The sequence below is a fragment of the Massilia rhizosphaerae genome (assembly GCF_016093545.1).
Classification (GTDB): Bacteria; Pseudomonadota; Gammaproteobacteria; order Burkholderiales; family Burkholderiaceae_D; genus Telluria; species Telluria rhizosphaerae.
Genome location: NZ_JADKYX010000001.1, coordinates 23,706 through 39,322 on the forward strand (window position 1 = coordinate 23,706; position 15,617 = coordinate 39,322).

The 15,617-nt window shown below is 68.9% G+C and carries 14 protein-coding genes and 1 riboswitch; of the genes, 5 read left to right on the plus strand and 9 right to left on the minus strand.

Annotated features, from left to right (window positions below):
* Positions 1 to 58 precede the first annotated feature (58 nt).
* Complete coding sequence (locus ISF28_RS00115) at positions 59 to 2,749, plus strand: bifunctional acetate--CoA ligase family protein/GNAT family N-acetyltransferase (protein ID WP_198115127.1); 2,691 nt, start codon at positions 59 to 61, stop codon at positions 2,747 to 2,749.
* A gap of 29 nt (positions 2,750 to 2,778) precedes the next feature.
* Here ISF28_RS00115 and ISF28_RS00120 read toward each other — a convergent pair whose 3' ends face one another.
* Positions 2,779 to 4,035 (minus strand): DEAD/DEAH box helicase, encoded by a 1,257-nt coding sequence (locus tag ISF28_RS00120; protein ID WP_198115128.1) that lies wholly within the window; start codon positions 4,033 to 4,035, stop codon positions 2,779 to 2,781.
* Between the two features lie 94 nt (positions 4,036 to 4,129).
* Between ISF28_RS00120 and ISF28_RS00125 the strand changes: the two genes are divergently transcribed.
* Positions 4,130 to 4,519 carry a hypothetical protein gene (locus tag ISF28_RS00125; RefSeq protein WP_198115129.1) on the plus strand — a complete coding sequence of 130 codons (390 nt, stop codon included), beginning with the start codon at positions 4,130 to 4,132 and terminating at the stop codon, positions 4,517 to 4,519.
* Between the two features lie 38 nt (positions 4,520 to 4,557).
* Here ISF28_RS00125 and ISF28_RS00130 read toward each other — a convergent pair whose 3' ends face one another.
* The 4 genes from ISF28_RS00130 to ISF28_RS00140 form a co-directional block, all read right to left on the minus strand.
* Positions 4,558 to 4,800, minus strand: coding sequence for a hypothetical protein (locus tag ISF28_RS00130; protein WP_198115130.1), 243 nt, complete (start codon positions 4,798 to 4,800; stop codon positions 4,558 to 4,560).
* A gap of 70 nt (positions 4,801 to 4,870) precedes the next feature.
* The gene (locus ISF28_RS00135) at positions 4,871 to 6,136 is read right to left on the minus strand and encodes a D-amino acid dehydrogenase (protein ID WP_198115131.1); all 1,266 of its coding nucleotides are present in this window, start codon (positions 6,134 to 6,136) and stop codon (positions 4,871 to 4,873) included.
* A 114-nt stretch (positions 6,137 to 6,250) separates the two neighbouring features.
* Positions 6,251 to 6,356: riboswitch (TPP riboswitch) on the minus strand.
* Between the two features lie 120 nt (positions 6,357 to 6,476).
* A complete protein-coding gene (locus ISF28_RS30835; protein WP_267876928.1) occupies positions 6,477 to 6,608 on the minus strand; it encodes a hypothetical protein in 132 nt (43 codons plus the stop codon).
* Between the two features lie 64 nt (positions 6,609 to 6,672).
* The gene (locus ISF28_RS00140; protein WP_198115132.1) at positions 6,673 to 7,344 is read right to left on the minus strand and encodes a hypothetical protein; all 672 of its coding nucleotides are present in this window, start codon (positions 7,342 to 7,344) and stop codon (positions 6,673 to 6,675) included.
* Positions 7,345 to 7,523: 179 nt separating this feature from the next.
* Here ISF28_RS00140 and ISF28_RS00145 point away from each other — a divergent pair, with 179 nt between their 5' ends.
* Entirely contained in the window at positions 7,524 to 8,024 is a 501-nt protein-coding gene (locus tag ISF28_RS00145; RefSeq protein WP_198115133.1) for a hypothetical protein, read from the plus strand.
* 89 nt (positions 8,025 to 8,113) lie between these two features.
* The gene (locus ISF28_RS00150; RefSeq protein WP_198115134.1) at positions 8,114 to 9,418 is read left to right on the plus strand and encodes an NAD(P)/FAD-dependent oxidoreductase; all 1,305 of its coding nucleotides are present in this window, start codon (positions 8,114 to 8,116) and stop codon (positions 9,416 to 9,418) included.
* Here ISF28_RS00150 and ISF28_RS00155 read toward each other — a convergent pair.
* The 3 genes from ISF28_RS00155 to ISF28_RS00165 form a co-directional block, all read right to left on the minus strand.
* Complete coding sequence (locus ISF28_RS00155) at positions 9,405 to 9,656, minus strand: hypothetical protein (RefSeq protein WP_198115135.1); 252 nt, start codon at positions 9,654 to 9,656, stop codon at positions 9,405 to 9,407. The two genes, ISF28_RS00150 and ISF28_RS00155, sit on opposite strands and share 14 nt — an antisense overlap.
* 68 nt (positions 9,657 to 9,724) lie before the next feature.
* Complete coding sequence (locus tag ISF28_RS00160) at positions 9,725 to 12,373, minus strand: patatin-like phospholipase domain-containing protein (RefSeq protein WP_198115136.1); 2,649 nt, start codon at positions 12,371 to 12,373, stop codon at positions 9,725 to 9,727.
* A gap of 95 nt (positions 12,374 to 12,468) precedes the next feature.
* A complete protein-coding gene (locus tag ISF28_RS00165; RefSeq protein ID WP_198115137.1) occupies positions 12,469 to 13,170 on the minus strand; it encodes a sensor histidine kinase in 702 nt (233 codons plus the stop codon).
* A 157-nt stretch (positions 13,171 to 13,327) separates the two neighbouring features.
* On the opposite strand from ISF28_RS00165, the gene ISF28_RS00170 reads away from it, so the two are divergent.
* Positions 13,328 to 13,834 (plus strand): hemerythrin domain-containing protein, encoded by a 507-nt coding sequence (locus tag ISF28_RS00170; protein ID WP_307727409.1) that lies wholly within the window; start codon positions 13,328 to 13,330, stop codon positions 13,832 to 13,834.
* 10 nt (positions 13,835 to 13,844) lie between these two features.
* Here ISF28_RS00170 and ISF28_RS00175 read toward each other — a convergent pair whose 3' ends face one another.
* Positions 13,845 to 15,497 carry a response regulator gene (locus ISF28_RS00175; protein ID WP_198115138.1) on the minus strand — a complete coding sequence of 551 codons (1,653 nt, stop codon included), beginning with the start codon at positions 15,495 to 15,497 and terminating at the stop codon, positions 13,845 to 13,847.
* Between the last annotated feature and the right edge of the window lie 120 nt (positions 15,498 to 15,617).

A 15,617-nucleotide genomic window follows, 5' to 3' on the forward strand; every position in this document is an offset into this window, starting at 1 on the left:
TGTGGAACCAAGTGTAGCCAATCCGCCGCGGGCGGCTTGCACGGCTGGGGGCGTGTGGATGAGCGTACGTAATCTCAAGCAACTGTTTGCGCCGGCGTCGGTCGCCCTCGTCGGCGCGTCCGAGCGTCCCGGCAGCGTCGGCGCGACCATGCTGCGCAACCTGAGAGAGGGCGGTTTCGGGGGCCGGCTGTTCCCCGTGAATCCGAAGTACGACACGCTGGACGGCCTGCAGGTCTGGTCCGACGTGGCGCGCCTGCCGCAGGCGCCCGATCTCGCCATCATCTGCACGCCGCCGGCCACCATCCCCGGCATCGTGCGCAGCCTCGGCGAACTGGGGACGCGCGCCGCCATCGTGATGAGCGCCGGCGTGTCGACGGCGCGCGACGCGCGCGGGCGCACGATCCGCCAGGCGATGCTGGACGCGGCGAATCCCTACCTGCTGCGCATCCTGGGACCGAACAGCTCCGGCCTGCTGGCGCCGGGCATCGGCCTGAACGCGAGCATCGCCGTCGGCGGCGCGGCGGCGGGACGGATCGCCTTCGTGTCCGAATCGGGCGCGTTGATGGCCGGCGTGCTCGATTGGGCGCGCACGCGCAACGTCGGCTTTTCCACGTTCGTCGCGCTGGGCGAATCATGCGACGTCGACTTCGGCGACGTGCTCGATTACCTGGCCAGCGACCCGGGCACGTCCGCGATCCTGCTGCATGCGGAGAGCGTGCGCTATGCCCGCAAATTCATGTCGGCCGCGCGCGCGGCGGCCCGCAGCAAGCCCACCTTGATGCTCAAGGCGGGACGCTCGCTGGAGGCGGCGACGGCCGGCGCCTGCCTGTCCGGCGTGCTGGCGCGGCCCGACGACGTGTACGACGCCGCCATCCGCCGCGCCGGCATGCTGCGCGTGTACACGACGGACCAGCTGTTCGCGGCCGTCGAGACCCTGGCCCGCGCCAAGCCGCTGTTCGGCGAGCGGCTGGCGCTCCTCGGCAACGGCGCCGGCCCCGTCGTGCTGGCCGCCGACGCCCTGCAATACGGCGGCGGCCAGCAGGCCGAGTTGGCGCCGGAGACGGTGGCACGGCTGCGCGACCTCGTGCCCGAATGGAGCGGCAGCGGTGAACTGAACCTGCGCGGCGACGCGCCGCCGGAACGCTACCGCGACGTCGTCGACGTGCTGCTGCACGACCCGGACGCGAACGCCGTCGTGATGATCCACGCGCCGAACGCCGTCGTCGATCCGGCCGACGTGGCGCGCGCCGTGGCGCCGCTGGCGAAGGCGTCGTCGCGCAACGTGCTCGCCTGCTGGCTCGGCCTGCAGTCGGTGGGCGAGGCGCGCACCATCGCGTACGAGGCGGGCATGCCGGCGTACCGCACGCCGGAAGCGGCGGTGAACGGCTTCCTGCAGATCGTCCACTTCCGCCGCAACCAGCAATTGCTGATGGAAGTGCCGGCGTCCGTCGGCGACCGGGAACCGGACCGCGAACGCGCCCGCGCCCTGGTGCGCGACCTGCTGGCGCGGGGCCGCAGGACGGGCCGCTACCTGATCGACGATCCGGACACGAAGGCGATCCTGGACGCCTACGGCATCCCCACCGTGCCCACGCGCGCGGCCGCGACGCCGGACGACGCCGTCGCGATGGCCGGCGAGATCGGCTATCCGGTCGCGGTAAAGATTTTGTCGCCGGACGTCGTGCAGAAGTCGGACGTCGGCGGCGTCTCGCTCGACCTGGACACGCCCGACGCCGTGCGCGCCGCGACCGAACGGATGGCCCGGCGCCTGGCCGAACTGAAGCCGGACGCGCGCCTGGACGGCTTCATCGTGCAGGCGATGGCGCGCAATCCCGAGGCGCACGAATTGATCGCGGGCGCCGCCACCGACCCCGTGTTCGGACCCGTGATCCTGTTCGGCCAGGGCGGCCTGGGCGTGGAAGCCGTGAACGACTACGCGGTCGGCCTGCCGCCGCTGAACACGGTGCTGGCGCGCGACCTGATCTCGCGCACGCGCGTGGCGCGCCAGCTGGCCGGCTACCGCAACCATCCGGCGGCCGACCTGGACGCCATCGCCGCCGTGCTCGTGCAAGTGTCGCGCCTCGTGGCCGAAGTGCCGGAGATCGTCGAACTGGACATCAACCCGCTGCTGGCCGACGGGGGGAAAGCCGTCGTGCTGGACGCGCGCATGCGCATCGCGATGGCCGACCGCGCCGGCGACGCCCTCGACCGGCTGGCGATCCGCCCGTACCCGGCCGAGCTGGAAGAGGTTGTCCCGTGGCAGGGCGGGACCATCCTGCTGCGCCCCATCCGCCCCGAGGACGGCGCCGCGCACGTCGCCTTCTTCAATGCGCTGACGCCGGACGACGTCCGCTACCGCATGTTCGTCCGCGTGCGCGAGCTGCAGCCGGCGCAGCTGGCGCGCTTCACGCAGATCGACTACGACCGCGAAATGGCCTTCATCGCCACGCGCCCCGGGCCGGACGGCCATCCGGAGACGCTGGCCGTGGCCCGCGTCGTCGCGGATCCGGACAATATGAGCGCCGAATTCGCCGTGACCGTGCGCTCGGACCTGAAAGGCAAGGGACTCGGCATCATGCTGATGAATAAGCTGATCGCCTACTGCCGCGCGCGCGGCACCCGCGAGATCGTGGGCGAGGCGCTGCCGCAGAACGCGCCCGTCATCGGCCTCGTGAAAAAGCTCGGGTTCATCGTCGGGCCGGTGGACGAGGACGAGGGCGTGCGGAAGTTCCACTTGCCGCTGTGGTAGCGGCGCATCGAGGCCGCATCAGGGCCACATCAGCGCCGGAAGCGCACGTCTTCCTGCACGACGGGCGCGTCGCGGTCGGCACCCTTCGGCTTCTTGGGTTTCTTGGGCTTCTTGACGATCTGCCCGCCCGCATTCGTCTGCGGCACGCGGTGCTCCGGCTCGAAGCCCGCTTCCTCCTTGCGCTGCAAGGTCTGCTTCGTCAGCGCCTCGATGGCGGCCAACTGCTGGACTTCGTCCGCGCACACGAGCGACACGGCGTCGCCCGACGCGCCCGCGCGCCCGGTGCGCCCGGTGCGGTGCACATAGTCTTCCGCGACGATCGGGAGGTCGACGTTGACGACGACGGGCAGCTCCTCGATGTCGAGACCGCGCGCGGCGACGTCCGTCGCGACCAGCACCCGGACCTCGCCCGCCTTGAAGCGGTCGAGCGCGCGCAGGCGGGCGGGCTGCGGCTTGTCGCCGTGGATGGAGTCGGCCGAAATGCCCTGCGCGGCCAGCAAGTCGACGAGCTGGTCGACGCCCTTGCGCGTCTTCACGAAGGCCAGGACTTGCGGCCAGTCGTGGCGCTCGAGCAGGTGGAGGAACAGGTCGGGCTTGCGCTTCTTGTCGACGGGGACGATCCACTGGCGGATCGCCTTGACCGTCGTGTTGCGCGGCGCCGCCTCGATGCCGACGGGGTCGACCAGCAGCTTTTCAGCCAATGCGCGGATCGGGTCGGAGAACGTCGCGGAGAACAGCAAGGTCTGGCGGCGCTTGGGAAGCAGCGCGAGCAGCTTGTCGATGTCGCGCGCGAAGCCGAGATCGAGCATGCGGTCCGCCTCGTCCAGCACGAGCGTCTGCACCTGGTTCAAGCGCACCGCGTTCTGGCGCTGCAGGTCGAGCAGGCGGCCCGGCGTGGCGACGAGGACGTCGACGCCCTTACGGAGCCGCATCATCTGCGGATTGATGCTGACGCCGCCGTACGCGACCATCGTGCGCAGCGGCAGCCCGGCCCCGTAGGCGCGCACGCTCTCGTGCACCTGTTCGGCCAGTTCGCGCGTGGGCACGAGGATCAGCGAGCGCGCCGAATTGCTCGCGACCTGGCCGCCATCCATCACGAGGCGCTGCAGCAGGGGCAGCGCGAAACCGGCCGTCTTGCCGGTGCCCGTCTGGGCGGCGGCCATGACGTCGCGTCCGGCCAGCACGGCGGGAATCGCCTGCGCCTGGACGGCGGTGGGCGTGTGATAGGAAAGCGAGGCGAGGGTGCGCGTGATCTGGTCGATCAGGCCGAGCGAAGCGAACGACATGGTGGGTGACGGCGGGTTGGAAAAGGCGACAGTGTAACCTGTCGGGCCCCTGCCTGTGCTGTACACTCGTGCGATGGGACTTATCTTGCTACCCGTGTTTCTGGCGATGCTGCTCGGGTTTTTTTATCAGGGGATCAAACTGGGTCTCACGGCCGTCATGCAGGCGCGGGGACGGTCGACCGCCGCCTTGCTGCTGGTGGCGGCGAGCGCCGGTCTCGGCCTCGTTGCCGTGATCGTGCCGTTCGCGCTCGTCGCGTCGAGCCGGGTGTCCGCGTGGGGATTCGTGTTCATGGCGGCGGCCTGCGTCGCCGGTGTTGCAGCCTTTGCCGGCGCGTATCTGAAACGGCGCTTTCGTGCGACGGGCAAGCCCATCGACGGCCTGTCCGGTGCGGCGGTGTTTCTTGCGGCCGGGGCGTTTCCCGTCAATTGGTTCTGGCTCGCGCAGCGGCTGGAAGCGTGGTTTCAAGTCGACTGGAGTTATTGATGTTGTGCGATCAGGCTTGCCCGCCCGGGCCGGACCCGTCAGGGCATCTCGCGCGCCCGCTCAGGCGCCACCGCCAGCACCGCCGCCCACAACGCGAACTTGATGACCCGCTCGACGACGTAGAAGCAGCACGCCCAGATGGCGAACCTGGCGAACGAGAAGTTGGCGGTCGATGTGAAGTCCCCCATGCCGGCGGACCGCAGCAACGCCTGGACGACCATGACCGCGAAGAAATAGCACGGCAGGTCGATCCACCAGCGGCTCAGGACATTCCTTTTCATGACGACGTCTTTCGAGTGATTCATGGACGCGAGTGTAGCAGCCCGGATGCCCATGAAAACACGCCGATTGTCACGCGGTCCCGCCGCCGGTAAACGCGAAATCGACGTCCGGCCGGCGCCCCGACACGATGTCCGCGATCGCACGGCCCGAGCCGCATCCCATCGTCCACCCGAGCGTGCCGTGGCCCGTGTTCAGGTACAGGTTCGAAAAGCGCGTGCGGCCGACGTATGGCACGTTAGCCGGCGTCAGCGGCCGCAGGCCGGCCCAGTACGTGGCGGCGTCGTAGTCGCAGGCGCCGGGGAATAGCGCGCGCACGCGCCGGGTGATCGCGGCGCAGCGCACGGGATTCAGGTCGCGCGTGTAGCCGTTCAGCTCGCACGTGCCCGCCACGCGCAGGCGCGCGCCCAGGCGCGAGAAGACGAGCTTGTGGCCGTCGTCCGTCAGCGACACGGTCGGCGCGGCGTCGGCATCGATCACCGGATACGTGGCGGAATACCCCTTGCCCGGATAGATCAGCAGCCGGATGCCCAGCGGCGCCAGCAGGCCGACCGAAAAACTGCCCAGGGCGACGACGACGGCGTCGGCGCGCAGCGCGCGGTGGCGGCCTGCGGCGTCGATGATTTCCACGCCGCCGATCCGGTCGCCTTCGGCCAGCAGCCGCGTCACCGTCGTGTCGTACAGGAAGCGGATGCCGGCCGCCGCGCCGCGCGCGGCCAGTTGCGACGTGAAGCGGTGCACGTCGCCCGATTCGTCGCTCGCCGTGAAGTCGCCGCCGACGAGCCGGCGGCGGATGGACGCCAGCGCCGGTTCGATCCGGACCGCCTCGTCGGCGTCGACGGTCATGCGCGGGCAGCCCAGGTCGCGCATCGCGGCGGCGGCGCGGCGGGCGTGCTCGAATTCCCGTTCGTCCGTGTAGAAGTGAAGTATGCCGCGCGTGAGGTGGTCGTACTCGATGCCGGTGTGTGCGCGCAGCGCCTGCAGGCAGCGGCGGCTGTAGTCGGCCAGCGCGACGATCTGCCGCAGGTTGGCGGCCACGCGGCCCGGGGCGCATTCGCGCACGAAGCGCAGGCACCAGCGCCATTGCAGCGGATCGGCGCGCAGGCGGAACAGCAGCGGCGCGTCTTCCCGGCCCAGCGACTGCATCGCCTTGACCAGGCCGGCCGGCGTGGCCCACGGTTCCGCGTGCGACACGGAGATCTGGCAGCCGTTCGCGAAACTCGTCTCCTGCGCGGGGCCCGGCTGGCGCTCGATCACCGTGACGTCGTGGCCGGCCTCGCGCAGATACCACGCGGTGGCGGTGCCGACGATGCCGGCGCCCAGGACGACGACGTTCATAGTCGCACCCCGGCGGCGGGACGGGAAGTTCTCGAAACTGGAAGATGCATGCCGCTCCTCGTTGGCGTCGTGGTGACGGGCGGAGCCGGCAAAGGAGGACAAGGACCCGGGATGAACGGTGTCCGCATGCTTCCCTTCGCTGGCATTACCCAGATCAGGTTCGGAGGGTGTTTCTCACCCGCGGGCCGCGGTTGCGGCTGCAGGACCCCTAGCGTTGCCTTGTGGCAGGGAGAATTCTAACCGGTGCGGGGTGCGGCGGTAAAGCGCGGGCGATGGATGCAGAAGGGCGCCGGCGCGCGGATGCGGCCGGGCGGGGACGGCGACGCGCGCCGGGCGCGCGTCAGGCCGGGATGGCGGCGGTGGCCGAGGCCAGGTCGACGGTGGGTTTCACCGGTTCGCGCCGGTCCTGGCAGGCCACCAGCATGAGGCAGGCCAGGAGCAGCAGGCTCCAGCGTGTACGATGGCGTTTCATCGCGTTCCTCCTTTGGCGTCATCGTAGTCGAATGCCATCGGAGGCGGCGCCCCGCTGGCGAAGCTTAGAACCGGTAGCCGATGCTCGCGCGCACGACCGGATAGAGCTTGTAGGAATTCATGTCGTCGCGCAGGATCTGGCGTTCGGCGGCGACGTCGCTGGCCAGTGCCTTGCACACGGTCGTCGACGTCGTGCAGCCGATGCTGGCCAGCTGGACGTTCGGATTGCCCTGGTAGAACACGCCGAGGTCGATATTGCTCGTCCAGCGCGAGGACGGCGCCAGCGCATTGCCCCAGCCGATGCCGACATAGGGCGCGGCCTTGCGGTAATCGATGCGGCCGGTCAACTGGCCGACGTCGGCCGCCGTGTACGTGTTGCCGTTGATGGTGAAGACGCCGGCGCCGTTCGGCTTGGCCTTGGCGTTGAACTTGTTGCCGTTGTAGACCACGCCGCCCGTCAGGTGGAAGCTGCTGCCTTCGGTCAGGTACCAGTCGAACAGGATGTCGAACGTCTGCAGCTTGCCTTTGATGTCGTAGTCGACGAGGCCGGACGTCTTGGTGAAGTCGTGCTTGAAATAGTTGGCGCCGAAGCGTCCGTTCAAATACGTTTCCATCGGCACGACGACGTGGAAGCCCACGCCGGTGGTGCCGACGTCGGCCGTTGCGCCGACTTGCGCGTTGGCGGCAGCTGCCGCCAGCAGGGCGGCCGCGGCCAGCACGGTGTGTTTCGCGAACATCGAATGACCTTTCAGTGGATAGAGGCGGGGATTGTAGCTGTGTACTTGCTCTAGAGGAAATACTGCGTTCCGGGTTGTTGTAATCTCGCCCGGATGACTGTGTAAGCATGTGTTGCAGCGAATTGTACGCAACGTTTCGTTTGATAAACTCAGCTTAAACATTACAACGAGGTCATCCTATGAAATCCCTGATCCTGGGCGCCGCCCTGTGCGCCGCCGCTTTCCCGGCCCTGGCGCAGACCAATGTGTCCATCAGCGTCGGCCAGCCCGGCTTCTATGGCCGTATCGACATCGGCGACTTCGCGCCGCCGCCCGTCGTGTACGCGCCGCAACCGGTGATCATCGCGCCGGCGCCGCGTTACGTGGCGGAACCGATCTACCTGCGCGTGCCGCCCGGCCACCGCAAGCACTGGGCCAAGTTCTGCGGCCGCTACGGCGCGTGCGGCCGTCCGGTGCTGTTCGTGCGCGACGAGTGGTACACGAACACGTATGTGCCGCGCTACCGCGAGCACATTGGCTATCGCGAGGACTATCGCGGTGCCCCGCGCGACGTGCGCGTCGTCGAGCGCGTGGAATACCGCGACCGCGACGACCATGACCGCCGTGAAGGCTGGGAACACGGCCGCGGCCATGGCGAAGGCCACGGCAACGGTCATGGCCACGGCCACGGCCACGACTGATCACGCCTGATCCGTGACGGGCGCCTTCGCCCTGCCGTAGTAGACTGTCCCGGTGAGCCCGGCAGCGGGCGCGACCGACGGAGGCAGGTTTGCAGAGCGACATCGTGATCGTGGGCGGCGGGGCGGGCGGGCTGGAACTGGCCTGCAAACTGGGCCGGAAACTCGGGCCCGGGAAGGTGACGCTGGTGGACAGCCGGCTCTATCACGTGTGGAAGCCGTCGCTGCACGAAGTGGCGGCCGGCACCCTGGACGTCCACCAGGAAGGCCTGTCGTACCAGATGCTGGCCCACGACAGCGGCTTTGCCTTCGTGTACGGCGCCATGACGTCGCTCGACGCCACCGCGCGCCGCATCACGATCGGCGCCGTGAACGCGGCGGCGGACGGCGAGGAGGTGCTGCCGGCGCGCACGCTGGGCTACCGCTCGCTCGTGATCGCCGTCGGCAGCACGTCGAATTATTTCGGCGTGCCCGGCGCGCGCGAGCACACGATTTCCCTCAACGCCACCGAGGACGCGGAGCGCTTCCGCCTGCGCCTCCTGCGCCTGCTGGCCCAGGCCGAGCAGCAGAAGGAGGACGGTGCGGCCGACTCCGGGCTCGACATCGTCATCATCGGCGGCGGCGCCACGGGCGTCGAGCTGGCGGCGGAATTGCGCGAAGCGTCCGGCGTCTACGCCGCCTATGGCTTTCGCCGGCTGCAGGTCAAGCGCGACGTGCGCATCACCTTGCTCGAAGGCGCGCCGCGCATCCTGGCGCCGCTGCCGGAACGCGTGTCGAACGCCGCCGCGCGCCTGCTGGACGAGCGGGCCATCCGCGTCGTGACGGATTGCCGCGTTAATCGTATCGACAAGAAACAGGTCAGCGACAACAAGGGCAATGTCTATCCGGCCGACCTGTGCGTGTGGGCGGCGGGCATCCGCGCGCCGGAATTCCTCGGCTCGCTCGGGCTGCCGGTCGCCAAGGGCGGCCAGGTCGACGTCGACGCGCACCTGCGCGTGCGGGGCGTGCCGGACGTGTACGCGCTGGGCGATTGCGCCGCCTGCACGGACGGCAATGGCAAGCCCGTCCCGCCGCGCGCCCAGGCGGCGCACCAGCAGGCCGACTACCTGTGCAAGACCTTCGTCGACCAGGCCGCCGGCCGAGCGCCGCAGAAGGATCCGTACGTCTATCGCGACTACGGCTCGCTCGTGTCGATCGGCCGCGAGACGACGGTCGGCAACCTGATGGGATCGTTACGCGGCGCCAGCCTGTTCGTGGAAGGCTTCATGGCGCGCATCATGTACATGAGCCTGCACCTGATGCACCACAAGGCCGTGCTGGGTTCGCTGCGCACGGGCCTCATGGCGCTGGGACGCTTCCTGATCCGCAGGACGACGCCGCTCGTCAAGCTGCACTGAGCCCGCGGCGGTCGAGCAGGGGGACGTCGCAGCAGCGCACGCCGGGCTGGACCCCATCCCACACGACGCGTGCCATCGCCGTGCAATGGCACGCGAGGTCGGCGTCGACGAGGAACCACAGGGCGAGCCGGCAATGCCCGCAGGCCGGCATCGGCGCCGGGCGCTGGTCGGGGGCGAGCTGTTCGAGGGTCGGGCTGAGCGCGTCGGGCACGCTGGCGAACGGGGGCGTCGGGTCCATGCGCGGCTCCACGATGGTTGGCAACCCGCCGATGCTCGCACGGGCACGCGCAGCCGTGTTCGGCCCGATCAAGAAAACCTCACGCCGTCAGCGCACGCCAGGATGTCCCACAACTGCTTGTATTGGTCGGCGTCGTCCGGATCGAAGATGCGCCGGCCGATCTCGACGCCCAGCCTGCGGTACGATTCCCACTGCGCTTCGTCGAAGAACTGGTCGCCCGTGGTCTGCTGCGGGAATTGCTGGTTGATGGCGCCGTAGTTATGGACGTCGAGCGGGGCGTCCGCGATCAGGATGGGCTTGATGAGGACGATGCGCATGTCCGGCACGTTGCCGCGCCGCGCGGCGTCGCTGCGGAACACGTTCAGCAACAGCGCGCACTTGTTGCTGCCGGGCCGGCGCTGCGCCAGTTCTTCTGGGGTGCCGAACACGTGGCGCAGGCGCGACAGGGAGTTCGTGACGGTCTCGTCGACTTCGATGTCGACGTCGAAGTCGATGCGCGCCAGCCGGATCAGGTCGGCGAGGTCGTCGAAGCGATAGCCCGGGTCGGCGCCGCAGTCGCAGGCGACGATGAACTTGACGTCGCGCTCGCGCCGCAGCAGTTCGTAGATGCCGGTATTGTCGAAATGTCCGCCGTCGCTGAGGTAGTGCAGGGGACGGCGGGTGCCGTAGAAGTGCGCGCCCAGTTCGTCGACCAGGTAGGCCTGGGTCGGCAGGGCGCGGCGGAACAGGCGCGCCAGGCTGCGCTCCGCGTCGCCCTTCAGGCCGGAACGCCACCAGCGGCCCAGCCGCACGTTGGCCAGCCCGAGCAGCAGAGCCATGGCGGCCGACGTGCGCCGTCCGCTGCCCGTGGCGGCGGCCGCGCCGGAGACGCCGATCCATTCGCCGATCGTCAGCGGGTCGCTGGGACCGGTGTCCCCGGCCGGGTAGCATTTGCCGTCGATGGCGAACGGCAGGGCCGGCCCGTCGCCGGCGACGGCGGGCAGGACGACCATCGGCCGGCCCTTGCGGTCGCGCTGGACCAGTTGCTCGGCCGGGTCGACGTTCTGGTTCAGGCACACGTTGATGAGGTGAAGCGGCGCGTAGCGGTTCGCGTTGTATTTGTCGTGCTTGATGTGGTCGGAATCGAGCGGCTCCGCCGAGCTCAGCGTTTTATCGCCGTCCTGGAAGCGTTCGGCGTTGCTGGCGCCCTGGTAGGCGCGCGTCAGGCGCGCGCTGTACAGGCCCTGCAGCGACGACAGGTTGAGGAATTGCGGGAAGGGGCCGATCATGCCCGTAAGCCCGCCGGCAGCCAGCAGCAGCAGGAACAGCCAGCCGCACTGGGCCTTCAGCAGGTCGGCGGCGGCGAAATCGTAGCGGCATGGCAGGTAGACACCCTGCCACTGCAGCCAGATGACGCCGTAATCCCACACGGACACGAGCAGGATGGCGAGCGCCGCGGCGCCCAGCCCGAGCAGGACGTCGACCGGGATGCGCGTGCGGTGCACGCCGCCCAGCTTGGCCAGGTGCGGGGCGAGGCGGCGCGTCAGCCACGTCAGGATGGCCGTGGCCGTCAGCGGCGGCCCGAGCGTCCAGTCGTGCGCGTAAAAGCTCTGGGCGATCGTGTCGACGAGCGCGAGGAAGGCGAGCACGCCGGCCAGCTTGAGCGTCCGGGTCAGCTGGCGCGTGAGGTGCAGGCGCAGGGCCGCGAACGACTGGCCGGCGCCGGCCGCGAGGAACCACACCGTGCCGAGCGCCATCTGGGCCAGCACGACGGCGAAGGGCGTCCCGGCCTGGTCCCACGACGCGGCCGGTGCGATCCAGAGCCACGGCAGCACCCCCGCCGCAACGGCGATCGCGACGGCCACGCACGCCGCGCACAGCGCAAACGCGAGCCAGTACCGCGTCGATTGCCGGGCCTTTGCGTCGACGCGCGCGCTGCGGGGCGGATACGTCATCCAGTAGGCGCAGCCGCACGGCACGGCCAGCAGCGCCAGCACTGCGACGGGAAACATCCACAGGCCGCTGAGCCAGACGTCCGGGAGCCACGTGCCCGGCTTGGACAGGTCGACGACGAATTGCGTCCACGGCCAGCGGCCGGCGGCGTACAGGAGGGCATTCTTGACGACGTTGAGCAGGGCCAGCGCGAGGAGCAGCAGCAGGCCGAGCACCAGGTGCAGGCCGAACCATGCGCGCAGGGCGGTGGCGACGCCGTACAGGAGATCGCCGGCGCTGGACGGCGCCAGGTAGCGGCCGTTCTCGCGCAGCCAGGCCATCGCGCGGTAGGCGCAGCCGGCGTCCTTGACGGCGCCCGTGCGCAGTCGCGGCGGTTCCTTGCGCAGGGTGGCGTAGGCATTGGCGGCGCTGACGGCCTCGTCCTTCGTCGGGTCGGCGCGTCCGGGCACGAACAGGCTGGCGAAAAAGGTGCCGATGTAGCCGCCGCCGCTGACCGTCGACAGGTAGTCGAACTGGCCCAGCAGGCTCTTCTCGGGTTCCGCCGCGCCCGCGAAGGGAAGCGCCGCAGCGCCCGGCGGCCGGGGTGCGCGGCTGAGCGCCTGCAGCACGCCCAGGCAGAAGGTGGCGCTGCGGATTCCGCCGCCGGACAGGCACAGGCCCCACGCGGACGTCGCCTGCCGGGCCGGCACGGCGCGGCGCAGGCGGATCCGGTCGAGCTCCCGGCTCATGCGATTCCGATATCCGGCGTCGGCGGCCCCCGGCTGCTGCTGCGATGGCGTGTCCATGCGGTCCTCCACCCAAGTGAATTCCTACAAGGTAGCACGATAGCTCGACGGCATTCTCACCAATTATTGCATTGGTGGGCGGGAGCGAGGACTGCTTATTTCGGGAAGACGAGCGTCAGCGCAGTCCCTTTGCCGTCCGGTCCGGGGCCGAGGGTCAGCGTGCCTTGCAAGACGCGGGCGCGTTCGCGCAGCATGCGCAGGCCGTGGCAGGTGGGGGAAGCGACGTCCGCGCTGGGGCCGACGCCGTCGTCGCGAATGGTCAGCATGGCCTGGTCGCCGTCGTCGTCGAGGATGACGTCGACCGTCGTCGCGTGCGCGTGCCTGGCGACGTTGCGCAGGCCTTCCTCGGCGCAGCGCAGCAGCGCGACACCCTGGGCGCGCGTGTAGTCGGGATCGTCGTCCGGCATGCTGGCCCGGGCCTTGATGCCGTGTTCGCGGCTCCATTCCTGGACCAGTTCCGCGATGGCCGCCTTCGGGCCGAGGAATTCCAGCTTGTCGTTCCAGAGCGCCAACTGCATCTTGCGGTTGGTCTCGATGATGTTGTTCAGCAGTTGCTTCATCTGCGCGGCGCGGTCGCGCTGCGGTTGTTCCTGCAGGTGTTGCGACAACAGGGCCAGATGCATCGTCAGCGCCGTCATCGACGACCCGAGGCTGTCGTGCAGCCGGCGGGCCAGTTGGCGCCGCTCTTCGTCCCAGCAGGTCGTCAGGTGGGCCAGGAGTTCGGCCAGCTCGGCGGCGCGCGCCGCATGCTGGCTGTCTTCCCCGGAATCCGGCGGATGAGGTTCCGAAACTTTCATGAAGGCAACCAAATTATGTTTCTCGGGATGATACAACAGCTTGGGCCGGGGCGGCGCAGGAATCGTCTTTGTGAGTTCCCGTACAGTCCGATGTTGCATTTCGCGCGAATCTAGGGACACCGGCAGAGCGCCGCCAACCCAACACGAGGAGTCATACATGAGCACGAGAACGCATTCCGGCGCACAAGCCGGCACCCAGTCGAACGCCATGGCCGCGGGCCAGGACGCGATCGCCCTCCTGACCGCGGACCATCGCGAAGTCTCGGACATGTTCGACCAGTTCGAGCAACTGGGCGACCGCGCCACGACCAGCAAGGAAAAGCTCAAGGACAAGATCTGCAAGGCGCTGATCGCCCACACGACGATCGAAGAAGAAATCTTCTACCCGGCCGTGCGCGGGCAGATCGAGGAGGGGGAAGACATGGTCGACGAGGCCGTCGTCGAACACGCGGCGGCGAAAGACCTCATCAAGCAGCTGCAGGAAATGCAGCCGGACGACGAGCTGTACGACGCGAAGGTCAAGGTGCTCAGCGAACAGATCGAACATCACGTCAAGGAAGAAGAGACGGAGATGTTCCCGAAGGTCAAAAAGAGCGGGCTGGACCTGCTCGCGCTGGGCCAGGAAATGGCCATGCGCAAGCAGGAGTTGATGGCGACGCTGTAATCCCGCCCGTTCAGCCGGCGGCTGCCGGCAGGACCAGCGGCAGCCCGTTCGCGGGCGTGTGGGCCGGGTCGGCCAGCTGGCCGAGCAGGGCGCTCAAGTCGACCGGCTTGACGAGGTGCAGGTCGAAGCCCGCTTCCAGCACGCGGCGCTGGTCTTCCGCCAGGCCGTAGCCCGTGAGCGCGATCAGGCGGATGCCGTGCGTGGCCGCTTCCTGGCGCAGGCGGCGCGCCACTTCATAGCCGTCGATGCCGGGCAGGCCGATGTCGACGAGGGCCACGTCCGGCTTTTCCGTGCACGCCACGCGCACGCCTTCCAGGCCGTCGCCGGCCTGCAGCACGGGATAGCCGAACGACGTCAGCATCGTGGCCATCATCTCGCGGCCGTCGTCATTGTCTTCGATCAGCAGCACGGTGGGTTTGACCGCCACGGGCGCCGGCGCGCGCGCAGGCGCGTCCGCGCCCGCCGCCGGTTCCGTGCGCGGCAGGCGGATCTCGAACGTGCTGCCGTTGCTGTTGCCGGGGCTGCTGGCGCTGACCGTCCCGCCATGCAGCTCGACGAGGCGCCGCACCAGCGACAGGCCGATGCCCAGGCCGCCCTGCGAGCGGTCGATCGAGATCGCGCCCTGGACGAACACGTCGAACACGTGCGGCAGCAGGTCGGGCGCGATGCCCACGCCGGAATCGCTCACGCGCAGCACGACGTCCGCATCGTTCGCGGTCACCGTGATCGCGATTCGGCCGCCGGCCGGCGTGTATTTCAGCGCGTTGTCGATGAGGTTCGTCGCGATCTGTTCGAGCCGGGTCGCGTCGCCGTCGACCCAGCCCGGTTCCAGTTGCGCGTCGATGTCGTAGCCGGACGTGCGGCCGGTGGCGCGGAACGTGTCGAGGCAGCTCGACACGAGCGTCGCGATGTCCAGGCGCTTGCGCGACAACAGGATCTTGCCCGACATGGCGCGCGACAAATCCAGCAAATCGTCGACGATGCGCGACAAATGCTGGCTCTGGCGCTGGATGATCAGGCGCGCGCGCCCGGCGGATTCGGGGCCGACGCCCGGCATGCCCAGCAGCGACGACGCGCTGCTGATGGCGGACAGCGGATTGCGCAGCTCGTGGCCCAGCATCGCGAGGAATTCGTCCTTGGCGCTGCTCTTGCGCTCGGCCGCGCGGCGCTCTTCCATTTCGCGCACGAGGCGCTTGTTCGTCGCCGTCAGCTCGGTCGTGCGCTGGGACAGTTTTTCGGCCTGGCGCTTGAGCTGTTCGTTCTTCGTCGCCAACGCCACGAACACCTGCACCTTGGCGCGCAGCACCTGCGGGATCACGGGGGTGAACAGGAAATCGGCGGCGCCGCGCTGGTAAGCCTTCAGGCGGTCGATCTCGTCGGCGAGGAAGGCCGTGACGAAGATGATCGGGATGTCGGCCGAGCGGGGGCGCAGGTGAATGGCCTCGGCGGTTTCGAAGCCGTCCATGCCGGGCATGTTGACGTCCAGCAGGATCACGGCGAAGTCGTGACGGAGCACCTGGCGCAGCGCGTCCTGGCCGGAGCGCGCGGACAGTACCTCGTAGTTGCTTTCGTCGGCCCATTGCTCCAGCAGGCTCGTCAATGCGAGCAGGCTGGCGGCATCGTCATTTACGACGAGAATCTTTGGTTTTTCGGTGAGGGACACGGCGTTTGAACTGGGGCTCGGTACGCGAATTCACAAGCTCATCAGAATAACAGAGCATGCCGCTTTGCAAAATAAATTGATAAATACTGTTGCAATTCGTCATGATAGCACGGCCGGGCC